The sequence below is a fragment of the Amycolatopsis nigrescens CSC17Ta-90 genome (assembly GCF_000384315.1).
In the GTDB taxonomy this organism is placed as follows: Bacteria; Actinomycetota; Actinomycetes; order Mycobacteriales; family Pseudonocardiaceae; genus Amycolatopsis; species Amycolatopsis nigrescens.
The window spans coordinates 2,404,071-2,417,721 of sequence record NZ_ARVW01000001.1; the positions used below are offsets into that span (position 1 = coordinate 2,404,071).

Genomic DNA, 13,651 nt, shown 5'->3' on the forward strand with positions numbered 1-13,651 from the left:
TGTCGCCGTGAGCGAGCAGAACCCCAACTCCGAGAGCCCCGCCCCCGAGCAGACCGGCGCGACCGCGGTCGGGCTGGCCACGATCACGGTCGACGGCACGGTGCTGGACACCTGGTTCCCGCAACCGAAGCTGACCGGGCCTGGCACCGGCGGCACCGAGCGACTCACCGCGGAGCAGGCCGCCGAAGTGCTCGGCGACTCGGTCACCCCGCTGCTCGGCCAGGACCAGGCACGCGGGGTCGACGTCGTCGCGGTGCGCACCACGATCGGCACGCTCGCCGACGCGCCCGCCGACGCGCACGACATCTACCTGCGGCTGCACCTGCTTTCGCACCGGCTGATCCAGCCGAACAAGCAGAACCTGGACGGCATGTTCGGGCTGCTGGCCAACGTGGTCTGGACAAATCACGGGCCTTGCCCGGTGGAGGGTTTCGAGGCGACCCGGCTACGGCTGCGCGCCCGCGGCAACGTGACCGTCTACGGGGTGGACAAGTTCCCCCGGATGGTGGACTACGTGCTGCCCAGCGGGGTGCGCATCGCCGACGCGGACCGCGCCCGGCTCGGCGCGCACCTGGCCAGCGGCACCACCGTGATGCACGAGGGCTTCGTGAACTTCAACGCCGGCACGCTCGGCGCGTCCATGGTCGAGGGCCGGATCTCGGCCGGCGTGGTGGTCGGTGACGGCAGCGACGTCGGCGGCGGCGCGTCCATCATGGGCACCCTCTCCGGCGGCGGCAAGGAGGTCATCTCCATCGGCGAGCGCTGCCTGATCGGCGCGAACGGCGGCATCGGCATCTCGCTCGGCGACGACTCGGTGGTCGAGGCCGGCCTTTACGTCACCGCCGGCACCAAGGTCGTGCTGGACGGGAAGACGATCAAGGCACGGGACGTCTCCGGGATCTCCGGCGCGATGTTCCGGCGCAACTCCACCAGCGGGCAGGTCGAGGTGGTCTCCCGCAGCGGAGCGGGCATCGAGCTCAACGCCGCACTGCACGCCAACGACTGAATGCGCGCGGATCGCCATGCGAATGGCTGATCATCGAGGGTCGCGGGTCACCTAGTATCGATTCGGTGAACACTGGAGCCCCCACCATGAGGACACCAGGTGAACTGGGTCTGTCCGAAGAGCCCGCGTCCGCCAAGCCGAAGGACCCGCCGGTCAGCCACCTGCGGGCGAAGCTGGACGCGCAGGTGCGTGCGTTGCTGGCGTACGAGCCCGGCACCCGTTCCGGCGCCGACCCCGAGGATCTGCACCAGATGCGGGTCGCGGTGCGGCGGATGCGCAGCGTGCTCAAACTCTCCGGCGACCTGCTCGGCGGCACCGCCGAGGGAGTGCGCGCGGACCTGAAATGGCTCGGCGCGGCGCTGGGCGAGGTGCGCGACTACGACGTGCTGATCGGGCACCTGCGCGAGACGGTGGCCACCTTCGAAGCTGTGGACCAGCCGGCCGCGAGCCGGCTGGTCCAGCTGTTCGTCGCCGAGCGGGCGACCGCGAAACGCCGGCTGAACAGGGTGCTCGGCAGCGCGCGGTACGCGACCCTGCTGCAGTCCGCCGCCCAGCTGGCGCGGACGCCGGAGCACGAGCCCGCGGTCTCCGACACAGGCGACCCGGCGGCCGCCCCCGCGCCAGCGGGAGCGGGCGATCTGGTGACCGGCCTGCGCAAGCCGTACCGGAAGCTCCGCAAGGCGGCCGCCGCGCTGCCCGCCAACCCGCCGGACGACGACCTGCACGCACTGCGGATCCATGGCAAACGTTTGCGCTACGCCACCGAACTGGCCGGCTCTGCCGCGAAGAAGAAGCAGTCTGAGCAGCTCAAAGCGCTGATCAGGGCCACGAAGGAGCTGCAGACCGTGCTCGGCGACCACCAGGACGCGGTGGTCGCCGCGGACCGGATGCGGGGCCTGCTCGAAGGCCAGGACCCGGCCGTCGCCTTCATCGCCGGCCGGATCGCGGAACGCGAGCTGACCCGCCGCACGCACGCCCGCGCCGTCTGGCCGGACACCCTGGACGCCGTGCACTCCGCCGCCGCCCCCTTCCTGTGATCCTTCTCCACAGCCCCAACTCCTGCCCCACCAGCCCCAAACCGGACAGGCCCAACGTGACGTTTGGCCAATAGAACGAGCCAAACGTCACGTTGGGCTCGCGCGCTTGGGGGCGGAGCGATTTGGGTGGCGGCGTGATCAGGAGCGGGAGCCGACGTAGGAGTCGGGGCGGATGTGGAAAACGGCGGAGCCGGTGACGCCGTATGCCTCGAAGGCGTGGCCGTCGACGTCCAGATAAGCGCCCACAGTGTCCACAGTGGACGAACTACCGGGGCGCAGCACGGTGTGCACGTGCTCCCCGGTCAGCCCGGACCGGCCGCCGAAATCGAGCACCGCGCCGTGCGGGCCGCGGAACAGGTCGAACAGGCGGAGGTCGCCGCCGCGAGGGTCCTTGAGCGGCGCGTCCGGGGCGCGATCGCCGGCGGCGAGCACAGGTGACGTCTCCCCTTCGGCGCGGTAGCCGACGTCCAGCTGCCGGGTGTTCTCGCCGCGCTCGTGCGCGTCCGGGTCGCCCTCGGTGTACTTGCGCAGCAGCTCCGAGCTGATCCCGAGCACCCGCTCGGCCACCGCCCGCCGCTCGCGCTGGTAGCTGTCCAGCAGCTCCGGCGAGCCGTCCGCCAGCTTCCAGCCCAGGTTGTAGGCGTCCTGCACCCCGGTGTTCAGGCCCTGGCCGCCGGTCGGCGGGTGCACATGCGCCGCGTCACCGGCCAGGAACACCCGGCCGTCCCGGAACCGCTCGGCCAGCCGGACGTTCGGCCGCCACACGGTCGACCAGGTCAGCTCGGTCAGCGGCACCGCTGCCGGACCGGCCAGCCGGTCGAACAGCTCCTGCAAGGTGGCCAGCGACGGCTCGCGGTCGGCCGCCAGCGGCGCGCCGAACTGGAAGGACCGGCCACCGGACAGCGGGGTCATCGCGATCCCGGCCATCGGGTCGTCCGCGGCGGCGAACCAGTGGCCCACCGAGTGGTCGAGCCGGTCCGCCCGCACGTCGCCGAGCAGCATCCGGATCGACTCGTCGGTGCTGCCTTCGAAGGCGATGCCGAGCGACTTGCGCACGAGGCTGCGACCGCCGTCCGCGCCGACCAGGTACTGGGAGCGCACGGTCTCGGCGCCGTTCAGGGTCGCGGTCACCCCGTCGGCGTCCTGGTCGAACCCGGTCAGCTCGGTACCCAGCTCGACGGTGACGCCGAAGCAGGCCAGCCGGTCGCGCAGGATCGCCTCGGTCCTGGACTGGCCGAGCATCCACGGGCTCGGGTACGGCCGCGACGGGGAAGGCTCGGCGACCGGGCTCATCCGCCGCTCGCCGACCACTTCCCCGCCGACGTGAACCCGCATCGGCACCGGCGCCATCCCGGCCGCCAGCACCTCGTCGACCACGCCGAGATCGTCGAAAACCTCCAGCGTGCGCGGTTGCAGCCCGTCCCCGCGCGACCCGGCGAAGTACGTGTCGGCGCGCTCCACGATCCGCACCCCGATTCCCCGCCTGGCCAGGTCGATCGCCAGGGTCAGCCCGGTCGGTCCCGCTCCCGCGATCAGCACGTCGATGTCCATCGTCTCCCCTTGGGTGAATTTTGATTCAGTGAATTTAAGTTCATCATGCGCGCTGCTAGCGTGCCCGTCAAGGAGGCGGGGATGGGGCGCAAGGAACAGGCCGCGGAGACGGAGGTGGCCCTCAAGGAGGCCGCCAAACGGCTGTTCGCCGAGCGGGGCTACCTGAACACCAAGATCACCGACATCACCACGTCGGCTGGCCGCGCGGCCGGGTCGTTCTACAACCACTTCGCGGGCAAGGAAGAGCTGCTCGAGGCGCTGCTGGCCGATCTGTCCGCCGCCGCGGACGAGACGGTCTCCGCCACGGACACCGAGCACAACCCCGACTTCACCGACCCGGCCGCGGTCCGCTGGCACATCCGCGGCTACTGGCTGTTCTACCGGGAGAACGCGGCGGTCATGCTCGCGCTGCGGCAGGCCGCGATGGTGAACGAGGAGTTCGGCCGCAAACTGGTCCGCTTCGGCGCCACCGAACAAGCCGACGTCGCCGGCCACCTCGACTACATCTCCAGGGCCGGGCTACGCCTGCCCGGCGAGCCGGGCGCGGCGCTCACCATGATGTACGGGGTGGTGGAGCAGTTCATGCAGCAGCGGATGCTCGGCGGCAACCCGGCCCTGACCGAGCTGTCCGACGAAGCGGCGATCGAAACGCTGACCCGGTTCGTCTACCGCGGGCTGACCGGCCGGGACTACTGAGCCAGCCGGTCGGCCGCCGCCTGCACGCGCTCGTCGGTCGCGGTCAGCGCGATCCGCACGTGCTGTTTGCCCGACGGGCCGTAGAAGGTGCCCGGCGCGGCCAGGATGCCGAGGCCGGCGAGCCAGTCCACGGTGGCCCAGGCATCTTCGTCGCGGGTGGCCCACAGGTACAGCCCGGCCTCCGAATGGTCGATCCGAAAACCGCTGTCCAGCAACGCTTTCCGCAACACCGTCCGGCGCCGCGCGTAACGCTCCCGCTGGGCGGCCAGCGCCTCGTCGTCGGTCAGCGCGGCGACCATCGCCTCCTGCACCGGGCGCGGCACGATCATGCCGGCGTGCTTGCGCGCCGCGAGCAGGCCGGCCACCAGCTCCGGGTCGCCGGTCACGAAACCGGCCCGGTAGCTGGCCAGGTTCGCCGACTTGGACAGCGAGTGCACGGCCAGCAGGTTGTCCAGCCGCCCACCGTGCACCGACGGATGCAGCAGCGACAGCGGCTCGCCTTCCCAGCCCAGCGCCAGATAGCACTCGTCGGAGGCGACGATCACGTCCCGCTCACGGGCCCACTCGACCACCTTGCGCAGGTGCTCGACGCCGAGCATCCGGCCGGTCGGGTTGGACGGCGAGTTCAGCCAGATCATCGCCGGGCGCTGCGGGCCAAGCGCGGTCAGCCCGTCCGCGCGCAGCACCTGCGCGCCGGCCATCAGCACCCCGACCTCGTAGGTCGGATAGGCCAGTTCGGGAATGACCACGGTGTCGCCGGGGCCGAAGCCGAGCAACCGCGGCAGCCAGGCGACCAGTTCCTTGGAGCCGATGGTGGGCAGCACCGCCGCCGGGTCGATGCCGTCGATACCGTGCCGTCGGCGCAGCGCGTCGATCGCTGCGCTGCGCAGCGCCGGGGTGCCGTGCGTGGCCGGGTAGCCGGGAAGGTCGGAGACCGAGGCCAGCGCGTCCCGGATACCGGCAGGCACCGGGTCGACCGGGGTGCCGATCGACAGGTCGACGATTCCGTCGGGATGCGCTTTGGCCTTGGAGCCGTACTCGGCGAGGGCGTCCCAGGGGAAGTCTGGCAGGCGAACCCGGCTCATTCGCCCTGCGGCGGCAGTTCCTTGATGAACCCCGGGTCGTGGCTGGTCTTGCCCACCTTGGACGCGCCACCCGGCGAGCCGAGCTCATCGAAGAAGTCGACGTTGGCCTTGGTGTACTTCGACCACTCGTCGGGCACGTCGTCCTCGTAGTAGATGGCCTCCACCGGGCAGACCGGCTCGCAGGCACCACAGTCGACGCACTCGTCGGGGTGGATGTACAGCATCCGGTCGCCCTCGTAGATGCAATCGACGGGGCATTCGTCGATGCACGCCTTGTCGAGCACATCGACGCAGGGCTCGGCGATCACGTAGGTCACTGCGCACTCCTGCTTTTCGTCCGTTGTCCGCGCTTGCGGACATTACGCGGCCTTGGCGGGCAACGAGCGGTTAGGCAACCCTTAATGTGGGCCGCTAAGCCAGCGCGAAAACCCTCTTCCCCAGTGTTCTAACCGGAGCATACCCCCAGTATGGGAGCTACTCGCGGCCCTGATCACTGGGATTCTGACGCGGGGTCTCGGGATTTTTGGCCCGCTTCGGGGGCGGCGTGCGCTTGTCACCGGTGACCACGAAGCGTGGCCGCTGGGACTGCGGTTCGCCGTCCTCGCCCTGTTTGGCGCTGAGCGCGCGGTTGAAGTTGTCCGCGATTTCGCCGACCAGGTCCTCGTTGTGCCGGTCGTCCTTGCGTGCGATGCTCATCGGCCCTCCGTGTCCGGTCCCTCTGGGCACAATGTAGTCGTGCACTCCAGCGAGACGATCGAACGAGCCTGCGCGGACGCCTGGCCGGCACTGGTCGAGGACAAGATCGGAGACTGGCGGCTGCGCGCCGCGGACGGCTTCACCGGCCGTGCCAACAGTGCGCTGGCCGTCGGCGATCCCGGCGTCGCCGTGCCCGAGGCGCTGCGCCTGGTTTGTGAATTCGCCCACAGGAACCACATTCCGCCGGTGGTCCAGGTGCTCTCGGGCAGCGGGACCGAACGGGAGATCCAGGCCGCCGGCTGGGTGCCGAACACCGGGCACGCCGCCGGGCACCTGGTGAGCGTGCTGCTCGGCCGGCCCGGCGAGGCGGACTCACCCGGCGTCACCGTGCTCGACGAACCCACTCCCGGCTGGTGGGAGCTGACCGCGGGCACCGCGACGCCCACGGCAGCGGAACGCCACGTGCTCACCACCGGTGAGATCGGCTACGGGGTCGCCGTGGTGGACGGCGTCACCGCGGGTGTGGTGCGGGCCGCGATAGCCGCCGACCTGCTACACATCAGCAGGCTGGCGGTGCATCCGGACTTCCGGCGCCGTGGCCTGGCCACGCTGCTGATGAACGCGGCCGGCACCTGGGGCCGGTCACGCGGCGCGACGGCGTGCGTGTTGCAGGTCGCGGTGGACAACGGCTCGGCTTTGGCGCTGTACGCCGGACTGGGCTTCACCGAACATCACCGGTACCGATACTGGGTGCCCGCACCCACCGACGCGTGCGAGGATCCGACACTGTGAAGGTTGTCGTGATAGTCGGCGGAGTGGGCGGCGCCCGGTTCCTGCTCGGCGTGAAGGCCGCGCTCGGCCTGCCCCCGATCGGGGAAGCCGAAGACGGGGCGGAGCATGAAATCACCGCTTTGGTGAACACCGGGGACGACGTCTGGCTGCACGGCCTGCGGATCTGCCCCGACCTGGACACCTGCATGTACACCCTGGGCGGCGGCATCGACACCGCCCGCGGCTGGGGACATGCCGGGGAGACCTGGACGGTGAAGGAGGAGCTGGCGGCCTACGACGCCGAGCCGAGCTGGTTCGGCCTCGGCGACAAGGACATCGCCACCCACCTGATCCGGTCCAGGATGCTGCGGGCCGGGTATCCGCTCTCCGCGGTCACCGAGGCGCTCTGCGCCAGGTGGCGGCCGGGGGTCCGGCTGCTGCCGATGTCGGACGACCGGGTGGAGACGCACGTGGTGGTGGACGACCCGGATGAACAGGGGCAGCGCAAGGCGCTGCACTTCCAGGAATGGTGGGTGCGCTACCGGGCGGAGCTGCCGGCGCACTCGATCGTGCCGGTCGGCGCGGACGAGTCCTCGCCGGGGCCGGGGGTGCTGGACGCGATCGGCGAGGCGGACGCGGTGCTGTTCGCGCCGTCCAACCCGGTGGTGTCGGTTGGCACCGTGCTGTCCGTGCCGGGGGTGCGGGACGCCCTGCGCAAGACCGGTGCCGGCGTGGTCGGCATCTCCCCGATCATCGGCGGCAAACCCTTGCGCGGCATGGCCGACGCCTGCCTGACCGCGATCGGCGTGGAGACCTCCGCGGAGGCGGTCGGGCGGCACTACGGCTCGCGGCAGACCTCCGACGAGGGCCTGCTGGACGGCTGGCTGGTGTCCTCCGGCGAGTCCGTGGACGTACCGGGGGTCGCCGTGCGGGCGGTCCCGCTGGTCATGTCCGATGTGGACGCAACGGCGGCGATGGCGCGCGCGGCACTGCACCTTTCCGGAGTGGACCTTGACTGATCACGCGGCGAGCCGGCTGGAGATCCTGCCGGTGGAAGGACTGCCCGAGTTCCGGCCCGGCGACGACCTGACCGGCGCGATCGCGGACGCGGCCCGCTGGCTGCGCTCCGGCGACGTGGTGGTGGTGACCAGCAAGGTGGTGTCCAAGATCGAGGGCAGGCTGGTCACCGTGCCCGCCGATCCCGAGGCGAGGGACGCGGCGCGGCGGAAGCTGATCGAGGAGGAGTCGGTCCGGGTGATCGCCAGGATCGGCCGTACCGCGATCACCCAGAACCGGCTCGGCATCGTGCAGGCCGCGGCCGGGGTGGACGCCTCCAACGTGGCCACCAACGAGGTGGCGCTGCTGCCCGCCGACCCGGACGCCAGCGCACTCGCCCTGCGCAACGGCCTGCGCGAGCGGCTCGGGGTGGAGGTCGCGGTGGTCATCACCGACACAATGGGCCGCGCGTGGCGGGTCGGCCAGACCGACGCCGCGATCGGCGCCAGCGGGGTCGAGGTGCTGCACTCCTACGCCGGTGAGGTGGACGTACAGGGCAACGAGCTGGCGGTCACCGAGGTGGCGATCGCGGACGAGCTGGCCGCGGCGGCCGACCTGGTCAAGGGCAAACTCGGCGGCAACCCGGTTGCGATCGTCCGCGGTCTGTCCCTTGTGGACTCGCAGGCCACGGCGAAGGACCTGGTCCGTCCGGTGGACGAGGACCTGTTCCGGCTCGGCACCACCGAGGCGATCGCGCAGGGCCGCCGGGAGGCGGTGCTCACCCGCCGCTCGGTCCGCCGGTTCAGCGCCGAGCCGGTCGACCCCGAGGTGCTGCGCCGCGCGATCGGTGCCGCGCTCACCGCGCCCGCGCCGCACCACACCCGGCCGGTGCGGTTCGTCTGGCTGCGCGAGCCGGGCCTGCGGCGCAAGCTGCTGGAAGCGATGCGCGAGGACTGGCGGGCCGACCTGGCCGGCGACGAGTTCACCGAGGCGCAGATCGCCAAGCGGCTCAGCCGCGGCGACATCCTGTTCGACGCGCCGGAGGTGGTTATCCCGTTCCTGGTGCCCGAGGGCGCGCACACCTATCCGGACGCGCGGCGCAACGCCTGCGAGCACACCATGTTCACGGTCGCCGCCGGTGCCGCGGTGCAGGGCCTGCTGGTGGCGCTGGCCGCGGAGGAGATCGGCTCCTGCTGGATCGGCTCCACCATCTTCGCCGCGGACGTGGTGCGCGGGACGCTGGGCCTTGACGCGGGCTGGCAGCCGCTGGGCGCGGTGGCCATCGGCCATCCGGTGGACGGCCCGCCGCAGCCGCGACCGCCGCGCGAACTAGGTGAGGGGTTGCTAGAGCTGTGAGTTTGCACGAAGAAGCACTGTCCACTCTGGACAAATGGCGGCCGGACACGGCCGCGCAGGAGTCGCTGCGCCAGGCGTTCCTCGGCTTCCTGTCGGCGCGGGAGGACTCCTGCACGCGCTCCTGCGAAGCGGGGCATCTGACCGCGTCGGCGGTGGTGCTCGACGCCGACGGCGAGCGGGTGCTGCTCACCCTGCACCCGCGGGTCGGGCGCTGGCTGCAGCTCGGCGGGCACTGCGAGCCGGAGGACGGCACGCTGGCCGAGGCGGCGCTGCGGGAGGCCGGCGAGGAGTCCGGGCTGAGCGGGCTGACCATCGAGCCGGAGCCGGTCCACCTGGACGTGCACCCGATCACCTGCTCGCTCGGCGTGCCGACCAGGCACTTCGACGTGCGTTTCGTGGTGCGGGCGCCGCGCGGCGCGGAACCGGTGCGCAGCGACGAGTCCGAGGATCTCCGCTGGTGGCCGCTTGGCGCGCTGCCGGCCGGCTCGGAGGACCTCAACGAGCTCTTCGCCGCCGCCACCCACCGGCCGTAGCAGCTCGCGCACGATCGGGATTACCGTGGTCCGGTGATCGTCAGCGTGGACAGCACCTCCCCGGTACCGCCGTACGAACAGGTGCGCGCCGGCCTGGCAGGCCGGATCAACGACGGTTCGCTGCCGGTCGGCGCCAAGCTGCCCACCGTGCGCAAGCTGGCCGCCGACCTCGGCATCGCGCCGAACACCATCGCCCGCGCCTACCGGGAGCTGGAGGAGGCCGGGCTGATCGAGACGAGGGGCCGGGCCGGCAGTTTCGTCGGCGCCTCGGGCGACGAGAGCCGCCGTCGTGCCCAGCAGGCCGCCGTCGAGTACGCCGCGATCGCCCGCCGCCTCGGACTATCCACCGAAGAGGCGCTCACCATCGTCCGCGCTGCCCTGGACCGCTGAGGGCAAAAAGTCGGCTATTTGCCCTTACATGGCGCGGTAGTCGCGGACGGCGTAGCGGGGGCCGAAGCGGGGACGGGAGTAGCCGGCGGCTTCGAGGTAGCGGACCACCCGCTGGCGCTGCGGCGCGTAGGGCGCCAGCACCTCCTGCAGGCCGGCGTCGTCCAGCGGCTCGCCGACCAGGGCGTGCCCGACGATGGCCGGGATGTGGAAGTCGCCGAAGCTGACCGCGTCCGGGTCGCCCCAGGCGCGCTGCGCCACCTCGGCCGCGGTCCACACGCCGATCCCGGGCACCTTCCGCAGCAGCGCACGCCCCTCGGCGCCGCCAAGCTCGACGGCCCGTTCCAGCCGGTGCGCCACCTGCGCGGCGAAGACCAGCGCCTTCCGGCGGCTGAGATCAACCCCGGCGCGATGCCACTTCCAGTCCACAATGGACATAATGGCGCGCGGGGACGGCGGCACCCGCAGCCCGGCCGGCACCGGGCCCGGCGCCGGCTCGCCGTACCACCGGCACAGCTCACGCCAGGACCGCCTGGCCTCGATCCCGGTCACCTTCTGCTCCAGCACCGCAGGCATCAGCGCGTCCCAGACCCGGCCGCTGGCCCCGATCCGCAGCCCCGGCATGCCCCGCCGGGCGGCCGCGACCGCGTCGTGGTGCGAGATGAAGCCGCCGTCGTCGTCCTCAGCGCCGAGCAGTGCGGGCAGCCCGTCCAGCATCCGCTGCGCACCCGGTCCCCACGCCTGCGCCTCGACCTCGGCAACGGTACCGCCGACGCCCCGGACGGCGAGCGTGCCAGGCCCGTCCGCGGTGTTGCCGGCCAGCCACGCCACCCCGCGATCGTCCTGCTTCAGGCACGGGTCGCCCCGGCCGCGCTGGTGCGGCGCCAGCACCGCGGCGAGGTCGAGTGGATACGGCGGGCGCCAGAACATCAAGCGTCGCTGGAGAACCGGATCGAACCGTCCGGCAGCTCGGCCCCCGGCCAGACCCTGGCCCCGTCGGTCAGTTCGCAGCCCGCGCCGACCTTGGCGCCGTCCCCGAGCACCACCCCGCGCAGCACCGCGCCCGCGCCTACCTCAGCACCGGCGCCGAGCACCGAGCGCTCGACCACCGCGTCCTCGCCGACGGTGGCGCCGTCGAACAGCACCGAGCCCGCCACCTCGGCCCGCGGCCCGACCGTGCAGCCCTTACCCAGGGTGGCACCGCCGGTCACCGAAGCCCCGGCGCCGCACAGCGCCCCGCCCAGCACCAGCGAGTCGCCCACCTCGCCGGGCAGCGCGGAGGTCGGTGCCAGCCCGCGCACCAGGTCCGCGGACCCGCGCACGAACGCCTCCGGGGTGCCGACGTCCAGCCAGTACGAGTCGTCCACGAAACCGTGGATGTGCGCCCCGGCGGCCAGCAGCCCGGGGAAGGTCTCCCGCTCCACCGAAACCGGTCGTCCGGCCGGAATGGACTCGATCACCGAGCGGCGGAACACGTAACAACCGGCGTTGATCTGGTCGGTGGGCGGGTTCGGCGTCTTCTCCAGGAACTCCAGCACCCGCCCGGTTTCGTCGGTGGGCACCGAGCCGAACCGGCTGGGATCGGCCACCCGCTGCAGGTGCAGGGTGACGTCCGCCGCCGCGTCCCGATGGGTCTGGACCAGTGCGCCGAGGTCGGCGCCGGAGAGGATGTCGCCGTTGAAGATCAGCGCGTGTTCCGCGCGCAGCCTGCCCGCCACGTTGCGGATCGCACCCGCGGTGTCCAGCGGGACGTCCTCCACCACGTATTCCAGCTCGAGGTCCAGCTTCGAACCGTCGCCGAAGTACTCCTCGAACACCTCGGCCCGGTACGAGGTGCCGAGCACCACGTGCCGGATCCCGGCGTCGCGGATCCGGGACAGCAGATGACTGAGGAACGGCACGCCGGCAGTCGGCAGCATGGGCTTCGGCGCGGACAGCGTCAGCGGGCGCAGCCGGGTGCCCTTACCGCCGACGAGTACCACCGCGTCGACGCCGAGATCGGACGCCATGCCAAGATCCTTCCATCCGGCCGGTGAGACCCACCGGTGAGCGACAAACCGTGTGAAACACTGACGGCAACGGCCCTGAGGGCCTACCCTAGACAGCACAGAGGGTGCCCTCGTCCAAGAGGGCCTCGGGTCGAGTCGGGAGGCCTAGGGGATGGACCCCCGCGATCGGGCGGACGCTCTGCTTTCTCGGGCACGGGCGCGCGGTGCTTTCGTGGTCACTCCGGATAACGCGACCTCGCCGATGGACGCGTCCAACACGCAGCAGATCGCCAGAGCCGTGGTCGCCGAGATCGACCGCAGCCAGGACCCGGACACCACCGCGCAGCTGCCGGCCAAGCTGATCGAGGAGAACGACGATCACCACCTGGCGTCGTCGCAGCCGACCAACCGGCTCGAGCAGCCCGGCGCCGAATCTTCGGGGAACCCGGTGACCAAGCCGCTGCCGGTGCAGCCGCCCCGGCCGGTGCCCGCCGCCGAGGTCCGTGAAGAGCGGATCGACGGGCTGATCCCGACCACCAAGCAGACCAGCTCCGGCCGCTCCAACCTTTCCCGCCGCCTGGACGGCATCTAGCCCAAGTCCCTTAAGGCCACCATAGGGGCGTCCAACGCCCTCATGGTGGTCTTAAGGGCGCGCTACTTGCGGCGGGTTTCGAGTTTGAGGCGCAGGGCGAGGCCGAGTTTGACGGCGGCCAGCACCGGCTTCCACAGCGGGCCCTGGTGCCGGTCGGCCAGGTAGCGGTAGGCGCTGGCGTGGTGCGCGGCGAGCATCTTCGCCGGTGCGCGTGCGGTGGAGTGCCCGCCGATGTGCATCACCGCGGCCGAGGGCGCGTACACGTTCTGCCAGCCGGCGCGGCCGATCCGGTCGCCGAGGTCCACGTCCTCGAAGTACATGAAGTACCGGGTGTCGAAGCCGTCCACCGAGTCCCACGCCTCGCGGCGCAGCAGCTGGACCGAGCCGGAGAGCCAGCCGGACACCCGCTCGACCGGGGTGGCCCGCTCCTGCCGGTACTCGCGGGTCCACGGGTTGCCCGGCCAGACCTTGCCGAACGCCGCGTGCCCGATCCCACGGCCGAGTGACGGCAGCAGCCGGGCGGACGGGTACACCGTGCCGTCGGGCTCCTTGATCAGCGGGCCGAACGCGCCGCCCCGTGGCCACCGCCCCGCGACCTCGAGCAGGGCGTCCAGCGAGCCGGGCTCCCATTCCAGGTCGGCGTTGGCGATCACGATCCAGCCGTACTCGTCGCCGAGCTCGGCGACGCCGCGGTTGGCGCCGCCGCCGTAACCCAGGTTCTCGCCGATCGAGAGCAGGTGCACGTTCTCCCGACGCTCAGCGGCCTTCTCCGGGACGCCGTCGGCGGAGGCGTTGTCCGCGAGCACCACCCGCACCTCGCGCGTGGTCGCCTTCTCGAGCGAGTCGAGAAAACCCTCCAGGGTCTCACCGGGGAAATAGGTCACGACGACAATGCCGATCTTGTCGCCGTAGTGTGCTGGCTCCGTCACGACAAGACATTGTGCCCTGGCTACCGAG

At 71.6% G+C, this 13,651-nt stretch carries 16 protein-coding genes; 9 read left to right on the top strand and 7 right to left on the bottom strand.

Annotated elements, in window-relative coordinates; genetic code table 11:
• Nucleotides 1–7 precede the first annotated feature (7 nt).
• Together dapD and AMYNI_RS0111090 are read left to right on the top strand one after the other, a co-directional pair.
• Nucleotides 8–1,006, top strand: coding sequence for a 2,3,4,5-tetrahydropyridine-2,6-dicarboxylate N-succinyltransferase (gene dapD, locus AMYNI_RS0111085; RefSeq protein ID WP_020668077.1), 999 nt, complete (start codon nt 8–10; stop codon nt 1,004–1,006).
• An 86-nt stretch (nt 1,007–1,092) separates the two neighbouring features.
• Nucleotides 1,093–2,043 carry a CHAD domain-containing protein gene (locus tag AMYNI_RS0111090; RefSeq protein WP_020668078.1) on the top strand — a complete coding sequence of 317 codons (951 nt, stop codon included), beginning with the start codon at nt 1,093–1,095 and terminating at the stop codon, nt 2,041–2,043.
• A 138-nt stretch (nt 2,044–2,181) separates the two neighbouring features.
• Here AMYNI_RS0111090 and AMYNI_RS0111095 read toward each other — a convergent pair whose 3' ends face one another.
• Nucleotides 2,182–3,594, bottom strand: coding sequence for an FAD-dependent monooxygenase (locus AMYNI_RS0111095; RefSeq protein WP_020668079.1), 1,413 nt, complete (start codon nt 3,592–3,594; stop codon nt 2,182–2,184).
• Between the two features lie 81 nt (nt 3,595–3,675).
• On the opposite strand from AMYNI_RS0111095, the gene AMYNI_RS0111100 reads away from it, so the two are divergent.
• Nucleotides 3,676–4,290, top strand: a complete 615-nt coding sequence (locus AMYNI_RS0111100) for a TetR/AcrR family transcriptional regulator (protein ID WP_020668080.1) — start codon at nt 3,676–3,678, stop codon at nt 4,288–4,290.
• Here the strand turns inward: AMYNI_RS0111100 and dapC are convergent.
• From dapC to AMYNI_RS0111115, 3 genes are all read right to left on the bottom strand, one after another.
• Nucleotides 4,284–5,375, bottom strand: coding sequence for a succinyldiaminopimelate transaminase (dapC, locus tag AMYNI_RS0111105; RefSeq protein ID WP_020668081.1), 1,092 nt, complete (start codon nt 5,373–5,375; stop codon nt 4,284–4,286). The two genes, AMYNI_RS0111100 and dapC, sit on opposite strands and share 7 nt — an antisense overlap.
• Nucleotides 5,372–5,692 (bottom strand): ferredoxin, encoded by a 321-nt coding sequence (fdxA, locus tag AMYNI_RS0111110; RefSeq protein ID WP_020668082.1) that lies wholly within the window; start codon nt 5,690–5,692, stop codon nt 5,372–5,374. Before fdxA ends, dapC begins: the two co-directional genes overlap by 4 nt.
• A gap of 157 nt (nt 5,693–5,849) precedes the next feature.
• Nucleotides 5,850–6,071: a hypothetical protein gene (locus AMYNI_RS0111115; RefSeq protein WP_020668083.1), complete on the bottom strand. Its 222-nt coding sequence runs from the start codon at nt 6,069–6,071 to the stop codon at nt 5,850–5,852.
• A 39-nt stretch (nt 6,072–6,110) separates the two neighbouring features.
• Between AMYNI_RS0111115 and AMYNI_RS0111120 the strand changes: the two genes are divergently transcribed.
• The 5 genes from AMYNI_RS0111120 to AMYNI_RS0111140 are packed head-to-tail and all read left to right on the top strand — an operon-like array spanning nt 6,111 to nt 10,117.
• The gene (locus tag AMYNI_RS0111120; RefSeq protein ID WP_020668084.1) at nt 6,111–6,863 is read left to right on the top strand and encodes a GNAT family N-acetyltransferase; all 753 of its coding nucleotides are present in this window, start codon (nt 6,111–6,113) and stop codon (nt 6,861–6,863) included.
• Entirely contained in the window at nt 6,860–7,861 is a 1,002-nt protein-coding gene (gene cofD, locus AMYNI_RS0111125) for a 2-phospho-L-lactate transferase (protein ID WP_026360301.1), read from the top strand. Before AMYNI_RS0111120 ends, cofD begins: the two co-directional genes overlap by 4 nt.
• Complete coding sequence (locus tag AMYNI_RS0111130) at nt 7,854–9,194, top strand: coenzyme F420-0:L-glutamate ligase (RefSeq protein ID WP_020668086.1); 1,341 nt, start codon at nt 7,854–7,856, stop codon at nt 9,192–9,194. The genes cofD and AMYNI_RS0111130 overlap by 8 nt, the downstream gene beginning before the upstream one ends.
• A complete protein-coding gene (locus AMYNI_RS0111135; protein ID WP_020668087.1) occupies nt 9,191–9,727 on the top strand; it encodes an NUDIX hydrolase in 537 nt (178 codons plus the stop codon). Before AMYNI_RS0111130 ends, AMYNI_RS0111135 begins: the two co-directional genes overlap by 4 nt.
• Nucleotides 9,728–9,760: 33 nt before the next feature.
• Nucleotides 9,761–10,117 (top strand): GntR family transcriptional regulator, encoded by a 357-nt coding sequence (locus AMYNI_RS0111140; RefSeq protein WP_020668088.1) that lies wholly within the window; start codon nt 9,761–9,763, stop codon nt 10,115–10,117.
• A 24-nt stretch (nt 10,118–10,141) separates the two neighbouring features.
• On the opposite strand, the gene AMYNI_RS0111145 is transcribed toward AMYNI_RS0111140, so the two are convergent.
• On the bottom strand, nt 10,142–11,044 hold the full coding sequence (locus tag AMYNI_RS0111145; protein WP_020668089.1) for a DNA-3-methyladenine glycosylase family protein: 903 nt from the start codon (nt 11,042–11,044) through the stop codon (nt 10,142–10,144).
• Nucleotides 11,044–12,123 (bottom strand): mannose-1-phosphate guanylyltransferase, encoded by a 1,080-nt coding sequence (manB, locus tag AMYNI_RS0111150; RefSeq protein WP_020668090.1) that lies wholly within the window; start codon nt 12,121–12,123, stop codon nt 11,044–11,046. The genes AMYNI_RS0111145 and manB overlap by 1 nt, the downstream gene beginning before the upstream one ends.
• A gap of 151 nt (nt 12,124–12,274) precedes the next feature.
• Between manB and AMYNI_RS0111155 the strand changes: the two genes are divergently transcribed.
• Nucleotides 12,275–12,694, top strand: coding sequence for a hypothetical protein (locus AMYNI_RS0111155; protein WP_026360302.1), 420 nt, complete (start codon nt 12,275–12,277; stop codon nt 12,692–12,694).
• A gap of 62 nt (nt 12,695–12,756) precedes the next feature.
• On the opposite strand, the gene AMYNI_RS0111160 is transcribed toward AMYNI_RS0111155, so the two are convergent.
• Nucleotides 12,757–13,623, bottom strand: a complete 867-nt coding sequence (locus AMYNI_RS0111160) for a glycosyltransferase family 2 protein (RefSeq protein WP_020668092.1) — start codon at nt 13,621–13,623, stop codon at nt 12,757–12,759.
• Nucleotides 13,624–13,651: the final 28 nt, after the last annotated feature.